23 protein-coding genes and 1 pseudogene are annotated in these 12,009 nt (G+C 41.3%); all 24 read left to right on the top strand.

Annotation, left to right across the window (positions count from 1 at the left end):
• Positions 1–67 (top strand): annotated as a pseudogene (locus tag ACFIJ0_RS08290) (elongation factor Tu); the annotation flags it as partial.
• Between the two features lie 61 nt (positions 68–128).
• Positions 129–437 (top strand): 30S ribosomal protein S10, encoded by a 309-nt coding sequence (gene rpsJ / locus ACFIJ0_RS08285; RefSeq protein WP_005773267.1) that lies wholly within the window; start codon positions 129–131, stop codon positions 435–437.
• 27 nt (positions 438–464) lie between these two features.
• Positions 465–1,202: a 50S ribosomal protein L3 gene (gene rplC, locus ACFIJ0_RS08280; RefSeq protein ID WP_375624098.1), complete on the top strand. Its 738-nt coding sequence runs from the start codon at positions 465–467 to the stop codon at positions 1,200–1,202.
• Positions 1,203–1,204: 2 nt separating this feature from the next.
• Positions 1,205–1,825 (top strand): 50S ribosomal protein L4, encoded by a 621-nt coding sequence (rplD, locus tag ACFIJ0_RS08275; RefSeq protein ID WP_375624096.1) that lies wholly within the window; start codon positions 1,205–1,207, stop codon positions 1,823–1,825.
• Entirely contained in the window at positions 1,822–2,115 is a 294-nt protein-coding gene (locus ACFIJ0_RS08270; RefSeq protein WP_375624094.1) for a 50S ribosomal protein L23, read from the top strand. The genes rplD and ACFIJ0_RS08270 overlap by 4 nt, the downstream gene beginning before the upstream one ends.
• A 21-nt stretch (positions 2,116–2,136) precedes the next feature.
• On the top strand, positions 2,137–2,970 hold the full coding sequence (gene rplB / locus ACFIJ0_RS08265) for a 50S ribosomal protein L2 (protein ID WP_375624092.1): 834 nt from the start codon (positions 2,137–2,139) through the stop codon (positions 2,968–2,970).
• A gap of 15 nt (positions 2,971–2,985) precedes the next feature.
• A complete protein-coding gene (gene rpsS, locus ACFIJ0_RS08260) occupies positions 2,986–3,264 on the top strand; it encodes a 30S ribosomal protein S19 (RefSeq protein WP_004855734.1) in 279 nt (92 codons plus the stop codon).
• Between the two features lie 2 nt (positions 3,265–3,266).
• Complete coding sequence (rplV, locus tag ACFIJ0_RS08255; RefSeq protein ID WP_375624090.1) at positions 3,267–3,656, top strand: 50S ribosomal protein L22; 390 nt, start codon at positions 3,267–3,269, stop codon at positions 3,654–3,656.
• Positions 3,656–4,366: a 30S ribosomal protein S3 gene (rpsC, locus tag ACFIJ0_RS08250; protein WP_375624088.1), complete on the top strand. Its 711-nt coding sequence runs from the start codon at positions 3,656–3,658 to the stop codon at positions 4,364–4,366. Before rplV ends, rpsC begins: the two co-directional genes overlap by 1 nt.
• A gap of 36 nt (positions 4,367–4,402) precedes the next feature.
• On the top strand, positions 4,403–4,816 hold the full coding sequence (gene rplP, locus ACFIJ0_RS08245; protein WP_375624086.1) for a 50S ribosomal protein L16: 414 nt from the start codon (positions 4,403–4,405) through the stop codon (positions 4,814–4,816).
• Between the two features lie 12 nt (positions 4,817–4,828).
• Positions 4,829–5,029, top strand: a complete 201-nt coding sequence (rpmC, locus tag ACFIJ0_RS08240) for a 50S ribosomal protein L29 (protein ID WP_375606714.1) — start codon at positions 4,829–4,831, stop codon at positions 5,027–5,029.
• Positions 5,030–5,040: 11 nt separating this feature from the next.
• Positions 5,041–5,280 (top strand): 30S ribosomal protein S17, encoded by a 240-nt coding sequence (rpsQ, locus tag ACFIJ0_RS08235; RefSeq protein WP_012231991.1) that lies wholly within the window; start codon positions 5,041–5,043, stop codon positions 5,278–5,280.
• Between the two features lie 144 nt (positions 5,281–5,424).
• Positions 5,425–5,793, top strand: coding sequence for a 50S ribosomal protein L14 (gene rplN, locus ACFIJ0_RS08230; protein WP_336294659.1), 369 nt, complete (start codon positions 5,425–5,427; stop codon positions 5,791–5,793).
• A gap of 12 nt (positions 5,794–5,805) precedes the next feature.
• A complete protein-coding gene (gene rplX / locus ACFIJ0_RS08225; protein ID WP_375624084.1) occupies positions 5,806–6,120 on the top strand; it encodes a 50S ribosomal protein L24 in 315 nt (104 codons plus the stop codon).
• Positions 6,113–6,670 (top strand): 50S ribosomal protein L5, encoded by a 558-nt coding sequence (rplE, locus tag ACFIJ0_RS08220; protein WP_375624082.1) that lies wholly within the window; start codon positions 6,113–6,115, stop codon positions 6,668–6,670. Before rplX ends, rplE begins: the two co-directional genes overlap by 8 nt.
• 24 nt (positions 6,671–6,694) lie before the next feature.
• Positions 6,695–7,000: a 30S ribosomal protein S14 gene (rpsN, locus tag ACFIJ0_RS08215; protein WP_375624080.1), complete on the top strand. Its 306-nt coding sequence runs from the start codon at positions 6,695–6,697 to the stop codon at positions 6,998–7,000.
• A gap of 14 nt (positions 7,001–7,014) precedes the next feature.
• Entirely contained in the window at positions 7,015–7,413 is a 399-nt protein-coding gene (gene rpsH, locus ACFIJ0_RS08210; RefSeq protein WP_375624078.1) for a 30S ribosomal protein S8, read from the top strand.
• Between the two features lie 39 nt (positions 7,414–7,452).
• A complete protein-coding gene (gene rplF, locus ACFIJ0_RS08205; RefSeq protein WP_375624076.1) occupies positions 7,453–7,986 on the top strand; it encodes a 50S ribosomal protein L6 in 534 nt (177 codons plus the stop codon).
• A gap of 12 nt (positions 7,987–7,998) precedes the next feature.
• Positions 7,999–8,361: a 50S ribosomal protein L18 gene (rplR, locus tag ACFIJ0_RS08200; RefSeq protein ID WP_375624074.1), complete on the top strand. Its 363-nt coding sequence runs from the start codon at positions 7,999–8,001 to the stop codon at positions 8,359–8,361.
• Between the two features lie 111 nt (positions 8,362–8,472).
• A complete protein-coding gene (gene rpsE, locus ACFIJ0_RS08195; RefSeq protein WP_375624072.1) occupies positions 8,473–9,021 on the top strand; it encodes a 30S ribosomal protein S5 in 549 nt (182 codons plus the stop codon).
• Positions 9,022–9,052: 31 nt separating this feature from the next.
• Entirely contained in the window at positions 9,053–9,259 is a 207-nt protein-coding gene (gene rpmD, locus ACFIJ0_RS08190) for a 50S ribosomal protein L30 (RefSeq protein ID WP_375624070.1), read from the top strand.
• Positions 9,260–9,279: 20 nt separating this feature from the next.
• Entirely contained in the window at positions 9,280–9,747 is a 468-nt protein-coding gene (gene rplO, locus ACFIJ0_RS08185; RefSeq protein WP_375624068.1) for a 50S ribosomal protein L15, read from the top strand.
• A 162-nt stretch (positions 9,748–9,909) separates the two neighbouring features.
• Positions 9,910–11,256 carry a preprotein translocase subunit SecY gene (gene secY, locus ACFIJ0_RS08180; RefSeq protein WP_375624110.1) on the top strand — a complete coding sequence of 449 codons (1,347 nt, stop codon included), beginning with the start codon at positions 9,910–9,912 and terminating at the stop codon, positions 11,254–11,256.
• A complete protein-coding gene (locus tag ACFIJ0_RS08175) occupies positions 11,253–11,831 on the top strand; it encodes an adenylate kinase (protein ID WP_375624066.1) in 579 nt (192 codons plus the stop codon). The genes secY and ACFIJ0_RS08175 overlap by 4 nt, the downstream gene beginning before the upstream one ends.
• Positions 11,832–12,009: the final 178 nt, after the last annotated feature.

The following is a 12,009-nucleotide window of genomic DNA, read 5'->3' as shown; positions in this document are numbered from 1 at the left end:
TCGTTTTGCTATTCGTGAAGGTGGTCGTACTGTTGGTGCCGGTATCGTCTCTAAGATCATTGAATAAATAATGCTTGTTGAGTGCTTTGATTATTGAAGGCACTTTGTATAACAGGGAAATAAAGAGCATGAACAGTCAAAATATTCGCATTCGCTTGAAAGCGTTTGATCATAGAATTCTTGATACGTCGACGCGTGAGATTGTATCGACTGCTAAACGTACCGGTGCAAATGTCCGTGGTCCTATTCCGCTTCCGACGCGGATTGAGAAATTTACGGTCAATCGTGGACCGCATATCGATAAGAAGAGTCGTGAGCAGTTTGAGATGCGAACACATAAGCGTCTTCTTGATATTGTTGATCCAACGCCGCAAACAGTAGATGCGCTTATGAAGCTCGATCTTTCTGCTGGTGTGGATGTAGAAATTAAGCTCTGAGGTTTGAGGACAGAAGGAACAGACCCGATGCGTTCAGGTGTAATAGCACAGAAGCTGGGCATGACCCGTATTTATAATGATGCTGGTGAGCATGTGCCGGTGACGGTACTTCGTTTGGAGAATTGTCAAGTCGTTGCTCAGCGTACGGTTGAAAAGAATGGTTATACTGCTGTTCAATTAGGTGTAGGCTTTGCTAAAGTTAAGAATACTTCACAAGCTCTTCGTGGACATTTTGCTAAGGCTTCTGTTGAGCCTAAAGCCAAAATAGCAGAGTTCCGTGTGAGTCCCGACAATCTTCTTGATGTTGGTACTGAGATTACAGTAGAACATTTTGTTCCAGGACAAAGGGTTGATGTGACTGGTACCAGTATTGGTAAGGGGTTTGCTGGTGTTATGAAACGGCATAACTTTGGTGGGCATCGTGCTTCCCATGGTAATTCGATCACACATCGTTCTCATGGTTCTACAGGGCAATGTCAAGATCCTGGTAAAGTTTTTAAAGGTAAAAAAATGGCTGGCCATATGGGGCGAGTACGTGTAACAACACAGAATGTTGAAGTTATTTCCACTGATAGTGAGCGTGGTTTAATTTTAGTGCGTGGCGCTGTTTCTGGTTCTAAAGGTTCTTGGATTTTGATACGGGATGCTGTGAAGAAGCGTCTTCCTGATAATGCTCCAAAGCCTGCTGGTATTCGCCGTCTTGTGAAGGAGAAAACAGAAATGGTTGCTCCGGTGACGGAAACCTCTGAAGTTGAGGGAGCCTAATAATGGATCTTGTAATTAAAACTCTTGATGGTAATGAAGCCGGCAAATTAAAGGTTTCTGAAGCTATTTTTGATCTTGTTCCACGTGAGGATATTTTGCAACGTGTTGTTCGTTGGCAGCTTGCACGTCGTCAGCAGGGAAGTCATCAATCCCAAGGTCGTTCTGATGTGTCGCGAACAGGGGCAAAAATGTTTAAACAGAAAGGAACTGGGCGTGCTCGACATTCATCTGCACGTGCACCGCAGTTTAGAGGTGGGGGTAAGGCACATGGACCGGTGGTTCGTAGCCATGCGCATGATCTTCCTAAAAAAATTCGTGCTCTTGGGTTACGTCTTGCTTTATCTGCAAAATTAAAAGCAAAAGATTTAATTATTGTGGATGAGTTGACTGTTAAGGATGCTAAAACGAAAATGCTTGTTTCTCATTTTTCTAAACTTGGATTTAATAACGCTCTCTTGATTGGTGGTAAAGAGATTGATATTACCTTTTTTCGTGCAGCCTCTAATATCCCTAATATTGATATTTTGCCTATTCAGGGAATTAATGTTTATGATATTTTGCGTCGCAGCAAGCTTGTTTTATCAAAGGCAGCTGTTGAGGCTCTTGAGGAGCGTTTTAAATGACAGATCTTCGCCATTATGATATAATTATTAGTCCAGTTATTACTGAAAAGTCGACTATGATTTCTGAATATAATCAAGTTGCTTTTAATGTCGCGCCGAAAGCGACGAAGCCTGAGATTAAGGCTGCTATTGAAGCGCTTTTTAGCGTAAAAGTTAAAGCAGTTAACACGATAGTCCGTAAGGGTAAAGTGAAGCGTTTCAAAGGTATAGTTGGTCGGCAGAGTAATGTCAAAAAAGCGATCGTGACTCTGGCCAGTGGTCAGACTATCGACGTTTCGACAGGTCTTTAAAGAGGCTCGGAGATAGGAATAATGGCACTTAAGCAATTTAATCCAACAACACCTGGGCAGCGTCAGCTTGTTATTGTAGAACGTTCTTGTCTTTATAAGGGAAAACCTATAAAGATGTTGACTGAAGGTTTATCTTCAAAGGGTGGACGTAATAATCGCGGTCGTGTTACTGCTCGTTTTCAGGGTGGTGGACATAAACGTAGTTATCGGTTTGTCGACTTTAAGCGTCTTAAACGTGATGTTTCAGCAAAGGTTGAGCGTTTAGAATATGATCCTAATCGTACCGCTTTTATTGCTTTAATTCGCTATGAGGATGGGCAATTGAGTTATATTCTTGCGCCACAGCGTCTTGCTGTTGGTGATTCTGTTATGGCTGGTTTAAATGTGGATGTTAAACCAGGTAATGCTATGCCTCTTGGTAATATGCCCGTAGGCACAATTATTCATAATGTTGAGATGAAGCCAGGAAAAGGGGGGCAGATTGCACGTTCAGCAGGTGCTTATGCGCAGTTGGTTGGGCGAGATCATGGTATGGCTATTCTTCGTTTAAATTCTGGTGAACAGCGTTTGGTTCCTAGTAGCTGTTTTGCAACTGTTGGTGCTGTTTCAAATCCTGATCATGGGAATATTAATGATGGTAAGGCAGGTCGGTCACGTTGGCGTGGTAAACGTCCACATGTTCGTGGTGTTGCTATGAACCCCGTTGATCATCCGCACGGTGGTGGTGAAGGTCGTACATCGGGGGGGCGCCATCCAGTATCTCCTTGGGGTAACCCTACGAAAGGTAAGCGTACGCGCTCCAATAAAGCCACTGATAAATTTATTATGCGTACGCGTCATCAACGCAAGAAATGAGAAAGGTAGTCTGAAGTGGTTCGTTCAGTTTGGAAAGGTCCGTTTGTTGACGGCTATCTTCTTGGTAAAGCAGAAAAGGTACGTGCAAGTGGGCGCAATGAAGTTATAAAAATATGGAGTCGTCGCTCTACTATTTTACCGCAATTTGTTGGTTTAACTTTTGGTGTTTACAACGGTAATAAGCATATTCCTGTTTCTGTTTCTGAAGAGATGGTTGGACATAAGTTTGGTGAGTTCGCTCCTACCCGGACTTATTATGGTCATGGTGCCGATAAAAAAGCGAAGAGGAAGTAGGAATGGGAAAAGCTAAAGTTTCGCGCCAGCTTAAAGATAATGAAGCAAGAGCTGTTACACGGACAATTCGTGTTAGTCCGCAGAAGCTTAATTTAGTTGCTGCAATGATTCGTGGTAAAAGAGTTAATGTAGCACTCGCTGATTTGATGTTTTCACGCAAGCGTATTGCTGCTACTGTGAAAAAAACGCTTGAATCAGCGATTGCAAATGCAGAGAATAACCACGATCTTGATATTGATTCGCTTATTGTGGCCGAAGCTTATGTTGGTAAGTCGATAGTGATGAAGCGCTTTCATGTTCGTGGTCGAGGGCGTGCTAGTAGAATTGAACGTCCATTTTCGCATCTTACTGTTATTGTTCGTGAAGTTACCGAAAAAGTGGAGGCCGCGTAATGGGTCAGAAGATCAATCCAATAGGACTTCGTCTTGGTGTTAATCGGACTTGGGACTCTCGTTGGTATGCTGATAGTGGTGAATATGGACGCCTTCTTCATGAAGATTTGAAAATTCGTTCATATGTGCTTGAGGAGCTTAAACAGGCTGCTATTTCTAAGGTTGTTATTGAGCGTCCTCATAAAAAGTGCCGTATTACGATTCATTCTGCGCGTCCTGGTTTGATTATTGGTAAAAAGGGTGCTGATATCGAAAAGCTTCGTCGTAAGCTCTCAGAAATGACGGACGCTGAAACTTCATTGAATATTGTGGAGATTCGTAAACCGGAGATTGATGCGGCGATTATTGCGCAATCAATTGCTCAACAGTTAGAGCGTCGTGTTGCTTTTCGTCGTGCAATGAAGCGTGCTGTTCAGTCTGCTATGCGTCTTGGTGCGGAAGGTATTCGTATCAATTGTTCTGGCCGTCTTGGTGGTGCTGAAATTGCTCGTATGGAATGGTATCGTGAAGGTCGTGTTCCACTTCATACCTTGCGTTCTGATGTTGATTACGGTACAGCAGAAGCTAAGACCGCTTATGGTATTTGTGGTATTAAAGTTTGGGTCTTTAAGGGTGAGATTCTTGAGCATGATCCGATGGCTTCGGAACGTCGTGCTACGGAAGTTGATCAATCTGGTTCTTCGTCGAATCGTCGCCGCGAAAATGCTTAGTTTTTAAGATTGAACTAAAATTTGGAGTAGAGAACAATGTTGCAGCCAAAGCGCACAAAGTTCCGTAAACAGTTCAAGGGCCGTATTCACGGTTTTGCGAAGGGTGGTACGGATTTGAATTTCGGTGCTTACGGTTTGAAGGCTGTTGAGCCAGAGCGGGTTACGGCTCGTCAAATTGAAGCGGCGCGTCGTGCGATTACACGTTATATGAAGCGTTCTGGTCGTGTGTGGATTCGGATTTTTCCAGATCTTCCGGTTACATCTAAACCGACTGAAGTTCGCATGGGTAAGGGTAAGGGAAGTGTCGACTATTGGGCTGCACGTGTCGCTCCTGGACGCATCATGTTTGAGCTTGATGGAGTTCCTGAGGATGTTGCACGTGAAGCACTAAGATTGGGTGCTGCAAAGTTGCCTATAAAAACGCGTTTCATCCAGCGTATTGCTGAATAATGAGGTTAAGCGATGAGAGCCACAGAATTACGGGCGCAAACGCTCGACCAAATGAAAGATGAATTGGCTAAGTTAAAGAAAGAGCAATTTAATTTGCGTTTTCAAAAAGCAACAGGTCAATTAGAAAAGACTGCGCGCGTTAGACAAGTTCGTCGTGATATTGCGCGTATTAAAACTTTTCTTCGTCAAAAGATAAGTGAAAGTAAGGTTTAAGGAAATAAGAGATGCCTAAACGCGTTTTGCAGGGTGTTGTTATTAGCGACAAAAGTGATAAGACTGTTGTTGTCAAAGTTGAGCGCCGTTATTCTCATCCGCTTCTTAAGAAGACTGTTCGGCAGTCTAAAAATTATAAAGCGCATGACGAAAACAACCAATTCAAGATTGGGGATCAAGTTTCTATTCAAGAATCTAGACCAATTTCGAAAGATAAATGTTGGATTGTTGTAAAAGACAATGTAGCGTAATGAGTTAAGTTTATTGTTTTAGAATTTAACGGTGTTTTTATCATTGATAAATTTGAAGGCAATGACTTTATCGTTATTTGGCAGGCAAATCCGAGTGTATAAAAGGTACAATTGGATATATGTGTTAAGAGAAGGTGCCCAGTCATGATTCAGATGCAAACAAACCTCGACGTTGCTGATAATTCTGGTGCTCGTCGTGTCATGTGCATCAAGGTGTTAGGCGGTTCAAAGCGGAAATATGCTTCGGTCGGTGACATTATTGTTGTTTCGGTTAAGGATGCTATTCCTCGTGGCCGTGTTAAAAAAGGTGATGTTATGAAAGCTGTTGTGGTTCGTACTGCTAAGGATATTCGTCGTGCAGATGGTAGTGTCATTCGTTTTGATAGTAATGCTGCGGTTTTAGTGGATAATAAAAAAGAGCCGGTTGGTACTCGTATCTTTGGACCTGTTCCCCGTGAATTGCGTGGTAGGAATCATATGAAGATCATCTCTCTCGCTCCTGAGGTTTTGTAAGGAGTAAATGTTATGCAGAAGATTCGAAAAGGTGATAAAGTTGTTGTTTTATCCGGTAAGGATAAAGGATGTAGTGGTGAAGTAATTAAGGTTAGTCCAAAAGAGAATAAGGCTTTTGTTCGTGGGATTAATATGATTAAACGTCATCAACGTCAAACGCAGAAGCAAGAAGCTGGAATTATTTCTAAAGAAGCTCCGATTCATCTGTCTAATTTGGCGATTGCTGATCCTAAAGATGGTAAGCCTACACGTGTAGGCTTTCGTATGAATGCAGATGGTAATAAAGTGCGTTTTGCCAAGCGTTCGGGAGATTTAATTAATGGCTGAGGAAAGACAAATACCGCGTATGAAAGTGCATTATTTTGAAGTGATTCGTAAAGTGCTTCAAGAGAAGTTTAATTACAGAAATGCGATGCAAATTCCGCGGATTGATAAAATTGTAATAAATATGGGGATAGGTGAAGCAACTGCTGATTCAAAGAAGCCTTCCCTCGCTGCTGAGGATTTAGGGCTAATAACAGGTCAGAAGGCTGTTGTTACGCGTGCGCGTAATTCTATTGCGACCTTTAAGGTTCGTGAAGGAATGCCTCTTGGGGCTAAAGTTACATTGCGTAAAGATCGTATGTTTGAGTTTTTAGATCGTCTTGTTACGATTGCTCTTCCACGGGTTCGTGACTTTCGTGGTTTAAATCCAAAGAGTTTTGATGGTCGTGGCAATTTTGCTATGGGTATTAAAGAACACATTGTATTTCCAGAAATCAACTATGATAAAGTTGATCAAATTTGGGGCATGGATATTATCGTTTGTACGACAGCAAAAACGGATGATGAAGCTCGTGAGTTATTGCGTGCTTTTAATTTTCCTTTTCGTTCGTAACGGCAAACGTAGTGAGGTGAAATTATGGCCAAAGTAAGTGCCGTTGAAAAAAATAAGCGTCGTGAGGTGATGGTAAAGCGTTATGCTGCCCGTCGTGCACGTTTGAAAGCAGTAGTTATGGATCAGAAGGTTTCTCTTGAAGAACGTTTTAAAGCTTCTGTTCAGTTGGCAGAGTTGCCGCGTAATTCTTCGAAAGTTCGTATTCGTAATCGCTGTGAGGTTTCAGGTCGTCCGCGAGCTTATTATCGTAAATTAAAAATGTCGCGAATTGCGTTGCGTGAGCTTGGCTCTATTGGCCATATTCCTGGTATTGTAAAGTCTAGTTGGTAAGAGGAGATTATTAAATGTCTATGTCAGATCCTCTTGGTGATATGTTAACACGTATTCGTAATGCACTTGGTCGTAAAAAAAATAAAGTAGTTACTCCAGCTTCGAAGCTTCGTGCGCATGTTCTTGATGTTCTTCAGTATGAAGGTTATATTCGCGGATATAATCAAATTGATTTAGGTGATGGGAAAGCTGAAATTGAAATCGAATTGAAGTATTTTGAAGGGTTGGCTGCTATTCGTGAGATTTCACGTGTATCAAAGCCAGGTCGTCGTGTGTATGTTTCTGCTAAGTCACTTCCACAGGTGGCAAATGGTCTTGGTATTTCGATTTTATCGACTCCTAAAGGCGTTATGGCAGATCATGAGGCGCGTGAACAGAATGTTGGTGGAGAACTCCTTTGTCGTGTTTTCTAAGTTATGTCAAGAAAACGGAAGAAAAAGTAGGTTAGAAGAATGTCTCGTATTGGAAAGAAACCCATTTCAATTCCTTCTGGGGTTACTGCTACTGTTGAAGGTCAGCTGGTTAAGGCAAAAGGTCCAAAAGGTGAGCTGAGTTACGTCGTCAATGATGAAGTCTTAGTCAAGTTTGAGGAAAATATCATATCAGTTATGCCGCGGGATCAGTCAAAAGATGCGCGTTCTAAATGGGGTATGTCGCGCTCAATGATTGAGAATATTTTTTGCGGTGTGAAAGATGGTTTTGAAAAGAGATTGGAGATTAATGGGGTTGGTTATCGTGCTGCTTTGCAGGGTAAGGATGTTCAACTATCTCTGGGCTTTTCGCATGATGTGGTTTATAAAGTTCCATCGGGTGTTACTGTGACTGTTCCTAAGCCAACAGAAATTGTTATTTTTGGAATTGATAAACAGAAAGTTGGACAAGTTGCAGCGGAGATTCGTGAGTATCGTAGGCCTGAGCCTTATAAAGGTAAAGGTGTTAAGCATGCAGATGAACGTATCTTCCGTAAAGAAGGTAAAAAGAAATAAGGATTTTGTATTATGGTTTCATCTAAGGACATTATCCAACGTCGTGCAAGGCGTGTTCGTCGTAGAGTTAAAATGGTTTCTCATGATCGTCCTCGTCTTAGTGTTTATCGTTCAAATCAGAACATTTATGCTCAAGTTATCGATGATTTACGGGGATGTACACTTGTTTCAGCCTCTACTCTTGAAAGTGATTTAAAAAAGTCGTTAAAGAGTGGTGCTGATAAAAAAGCGGCCTTCGCTGTTGGTAAGTTAATTGCTGAGCGTGCGAAGCAAGTGGGTGTTAATGAGGTGGTTTTTGATCGTGGAGCGTATGTGTACCATGGTCGAGTCAAAGCTTTAGCTGAAGCTGCTCGTGAAGGTGGTTTGAATTTCTAAAATTTCTTATTTATGAATGAGTAAGGAGAGTTTAGAGTGTTTCATTTAAGTTCTTCCAGTTTGATGAGGGACTTTGTTATCGTGCTTCCGGAAAAGAAAAAGGAATGAGGAATGGCACAAAAAGAACGTGGTGAGAGAGAAGAACGCGATAATGAATTTGTCGATAGGCTAGTTCATATCAATCGTGTTGCTAAAGTTGTAAAGGGTGGTCGGCGTTTTGGTTTTGCTGCTCTTGTAGTCGTTGGAGATCAAAAAGGGCGTGTGGGTTTTGGACATGGTAAAGCCCGTGAAGTTCCAGAAGCCGTTCGTAAAGCAACGGAATCTGCAAAACGTGGGATGATTTATGTTCCGCTTCGGTCTGGACGTACATTGCATCATGATCTTGAAGGGCATCACGGAGCTGGGCGTGTTTTGCTACGTTCGGCTTCTGCTGGTACTGGTATTATTGCTGGGGGGCCCATGCGTGCTATTTTTGAAGCTCTTGGTATACAGGATGTCGTTGCAAAATCACTAGGATCGTCGAATCCTTATAACATGGTTCGTGCAACGTTTGATGCGTTGAAACATCAAATGCATCCTAGAGATATTGCTGCTCAACGTGGTATAAAATATTCGACTTTGCAGGCGCGTCGTCGCCATTCAGTCGATCTAGAAGGATAGTTTCTGAGATTATCAGAAAAGGAATTAAGAAATGGTTCAGAAAAAATCTCAGAGTGGTAAAACTATCACGGTGGAGCAAATTGGAAGCCCTATTCGAAACTCACATATTCAGCGTGCAACCTTAAAGGGGCTTGGACTAAATAAAATGCGTCGTCGGCGCGTTTTAGATGATACACTTTGTGTGCGGGGTATGATTGCTCAGGTTCGGCATCTTGTTCGCGTTATAGGTGAAGGTTAAGGGTTGCGGGAGTATTAGATATGAAACTCAATGAACTGCGTGATTGCAAAGGCGCAACAAAAAATCGTAAGCGTGTTGGGCGTGGTATTGGTTCCGGTACGGGTAAGACTGGTGGCCGTGGTGTAAAAGGACAAAAGTCGCGTTCTGGTGTTTCCCTTAATGGTTTTGAAGGAGGGCAAATGCCTATCTATCGTCGTTTGCCAAAACGTGGATTTAGAAATTTCTTTGCTAAAAACTACAATGAAGTTTCACTAGGGCGTATTCAGGTGGCAGTTGATGCAGGTAAGTTGAATATTGAAAAGCCTGTTGATATGATTGCTTTGAAAGAAGCTGGTATTATTCGTCGTGAAAAAGATGGGGTTCGTCTTCTTTCTGATGGTGATTTGAAGGCTAAGATTACCTTTCATGTTTCTGGTGCTTCACAAGCTGCTCGTGTTAAGATTGAACAAGTGGGTGGTCAGGTTATTTTTCCTGATATTGCTCAATAATTTTTTTAATATGAGTAGAGACCTAAAGAAGAGTTACATCTGTTCTGTGAGATCATTTGTGGAGATTTTTTTAAGTTCTGTATCTATTTGTGTATGCATATATGAATTTTAGGGTTATACTTCTTTGATTTAAAGAACTGGAGTGTGAAGTGGAGACGTTTTATGGCATCAGCAGCAGAGCAATTTGCTTCCAATATAAACTTCGGGACCTTTTCGCGTGCGACTGAATTAAAGAAACGCATCTGGTTTACTCTGTCGGCGCTTCTTGTATATCGTTTTGGTACTTACATCTCTCTTCCAGGTATTAATATCGATGCTTTGCGGCAAACATTTGAACATCACGCGTCGGGTGTATTAGGGCTGTTTAATATGTTTGCTGGAGGTGCCGTTGGGCGTATGGCTATTTTTGCGCTGGGTATTATGCCTTATATATCGGCATCTATTATTGTGCAATTGTTAACATCTATTATTCCTTCTTTGGAAACTCTTAAAAAAGAAGGGGAAGTAGGTCGTAAGATTATCAATCAATATACGCGTTATGTAACAGTAGTATTGGCAATTCTACAAGCTTTTGGTATTGCGGTTGCGCTTGAAAGCGGTATAGGGACTGGGCTTCAAATTGTTTTAGAGCCAGGTCTTATGTTTCGTATTTCTTCTGTTATTACACTTGTCGGTGGAACGATGTTTCTCATGTGGCTTGGCGAACAAATTACGTCACGTGGTGTTGGCAATGGGGTTTCGCTTATCATCTTTACGGGGATTGTAGCCAACTTTCCTTCTACTTTTGCTCAGCTTTTGACAGCTCATAGTCAGGCTGATTTATCAACTTTTCTTTTAATAGGAATCGTTCTTATTGCTGTTTTGGTTATTGGGCTTATTGTTTTTATAGAGCGTGCGCAACGGCGAATTCTTATCCAGTATCCAAAACGTCAGGTCGGTAATCAAATGTTTCAAGGAGATATGTCGCATCTTCCTTTAAAGTTGAATACTGCTGGTGTTATTCCACCTATTTTTGCTTCATCTTTATTATTATTACCTGCCACTATTAATAATTTTTCTGATAAAATGCCACAATGGGTTCAGTCCATTTCTTATGCTCTTGGTCATGGACAGCCACTTTATATGATTGTTTATGCATTTTTAATGGCGTTTTTTTGCTTTTTTTATACAGCTATTGTTTTTAATCCAAGTGATACTGCAGATCAGTTGAAAAAACATTCTGGTTTTATTCCAGGGATTCGTCCAGGTGAGCGTACAGCCGAATATATTGATTACGTTTTGACGCGTATTACTGTTGTGGGCGCTGTTTATATTATCTTGGTTTGTTTGTTACCTGAGTTTATGATATCTGCATTACAGGTTCCTTTTTATCTTGGGGGAACATCCTTGTTGATTGTTGTTACTGTTACACTTGATACGGTTGCTCAAATTCAGGGGTATCTTGTTGCTCACCAATATGAAGGGTTGATAAAAAAATCAAAACTTCGTGGGGGTAGAAGGAATCGATGAGAGTTATTCTTTTAGGTCCTCCTGGAGCGGGAAAAGGTACACAAGCAAAAATGTTGACTGAGGAATATAACATTCCTCATTTATCAACAGGGGATATGTTGCGTGAGGTGATTGCCAAAGAAACGGAGATTGGTAAAAAAGCTAAAGCTATTATAAGTTCTGGTGCTTTAGTTCCTGATAGTATTGTTAACCAAATCGTATCAGATCGGATTGATGAAACTGATTGTGTAAACGGTTTTGTTCTGGATGGATATCCGCGAACTGTGGGGCAGGCAGAAGCGTTACAACAGATACTGGAGTCAAAAAATACGCGGCTTAATGCTGTTATTGAGTTGTGTGTTGATGAAGACGTGTTGATTGAACGTATGAAGAAGCGCGTTGAGGAAACGATAGCGGCTGGTGGACAGGTTCGTTTAGATGACAATCCTGTTGCTTTTGCAAAAAGATTAGTAGAATATCGTGAAAAAACAGCTCCCTTATCAAAATTTTATTCAGAGAGGGGAATGTTGAAGGTCATTGATGGAATGATTGGTATTGCTGAAGTAACACGTATGATTAGAGGGTTTCTTTCATGAGATTTTTTTAAAATAAATGAAAAGAGTTGACTTTTGAGATGAAATCTATCAGAAGTAAATTTAATTTATTTTAGTGAAATAAGAGGATTCGGAAGGATTTTTTTCTGAGTCTATTTTTTTCTGTAAGGTGTATCAGGTATTTTATAACAATTTGTCAAAATAACTAAGGAGAGTAGGC

The organism is Bartonella sp. OC68QHHN (assembly GCF_042193875.1).
Classification (GTDB): domain Bacteria; phylum Pseudomonadota; class Alphaproteobacteria; order Rhizobiales; family Rhizobiaceae; genus Bartonella; species Bartonella grahamii_A.
Note: the sequence above shows the minus strand (reverse complement) of the source record. Positions and strands in the feature narration are given on the sequence as shown.

Coding starts and splice junctions, on each gene's coding strand:
- rplF (WP_375624076.1), top strand. CDS start 7,453: ATGTCTCGTATTGGAAAGAAACCCATTTCAATTCCTTCTGGGGTTACT.
- rplD (WP_375624096.1), top strand. CDS start 1,205: ATGGATCTTGTAATTAAAACTCTTGATGGTAATGAAGCCGGCAAATTA.
- rpsC (WP_375624088.1), top strand. CDS start 3,656: ATGGGTCAGAAGATCAATCCAATAGGACTTCGTCTTGGTGTTAATCGG.
- ACFIJ0_RS08270 (WP_375624094.1), top strand. CDS start 1,822: ATGACAGATCTTCGCCATTATGATATAATTATTAGTCCAGTTATTACT.
- ACFIJ0_RS08175 (WP_375624066.1), top strand. CDS start 11,253: ATGAGAGTTATTCTTTTAGGTCCTCCTGGAGCGGGAAAAGGTACACAA.
- rpsH (WP_375624078.1), top strand. CDS start 7,015: ATGTCTATGTCAGATCCTCTTGGTGATATGTTAACACGTATTCGTAAT.
- rplB (WP_375624092.1), top strand. CDS start 2,137: ATGGCACTTAAGCAATTTAATCCAACAACACCTGGGCAGCGTCAGCTT.
- rplR (WP_375624074.1), top strand. CDS start 7,999: ATGGTTTCATCTAAGGACATTATCCAACGTCGTGCAAGGCGTGTTCGT.
- rplP (WP_375624086.1), top strand. CDS start 4,403: ATGTTGCAGCCAAAGCGCACAAAGTTCCGTAAACAGTTCAAGGGCCGT.
- rplX (WP_375624084.1), top strand. CDS start 5,806: ATGCAGAAGATTCGAAAAGGTGATAAAGTTGTTGTTTTATCCGGTAAG.
- secY (WP_375624110.1), top strand. CDS start 9,910: ATGGCATCAGCAGCAGAGCAATTTGCTTCCAATATAAACTTCGGGACC.
- rplV (WP_375624090.1), top strand. CDS start 3,267: ATGGGAAAAGCTAAAGTTTCGCGCCAGCTTAAAGATAATGAAGCAAGA.
- rplC (WP_375624098.1), top strand. CDS start 465: ATGCGTTCAGGTGTAATAGCACAGAAGCTGGGCATGACCCGTATTTAT.
- rplE (WP_375624082.1), top strand. CDS start 6,113: ATGGCTGAGGAAAGACAAATACCGCGTATGAAAGTGCATTATTTTGAA.
- rplO (WP_375624068.1), top strand. CDS start 9,280: ATGAAACTCAATGAACTGCGTGATTGCAAAGGCGCAACAAAAAATCGT.
- rpsE (WP_375624072.1), top strand. CDS start 8,473: ATGGCACAAAAAGAACGTGGTGAGAGAGAAGAACGCGATAATGAATTT.
- rplN (WP_336294659.1), top strand. CDS start 5,425: ATGATTCAGATGCAAACAAACCTCGACGTTGCTGATAATTCTGGTGCT.
- rpsN (WP_375624080.1), top strand. CDS start 6,695: ATGGCCAAAGTAAGTGCCGTTGAAAAAAATAAGCGTCGTGAGGTGATG.
- rpmC (WP_375606714.1), top strand. CDS start 4,829: ATGAGAGCCACAGAATTACGGGCGCAAACGCTCGACCAAATGAAAGAT.
- rpsJ (WP_005773267.1), top strand. CDS start 129: ATGAACAGTCAAAATATTCGCATTCGCTTGAAAGCGTTTGATCATAGA.
- rpmD (WP_375624070.1), top strand. CDS start 9,053: ATGGTTCAGAAAAAATCTCAGAGTGGTAAAACTATCACGGTGGAGCAA.
- rpsQ (WP_012231991.1), top strand. CDS start 5,041: ATGCCTAAACGCGTTTTGCAGGGTGTTGTTATTAGCGACAAAAGTGAT.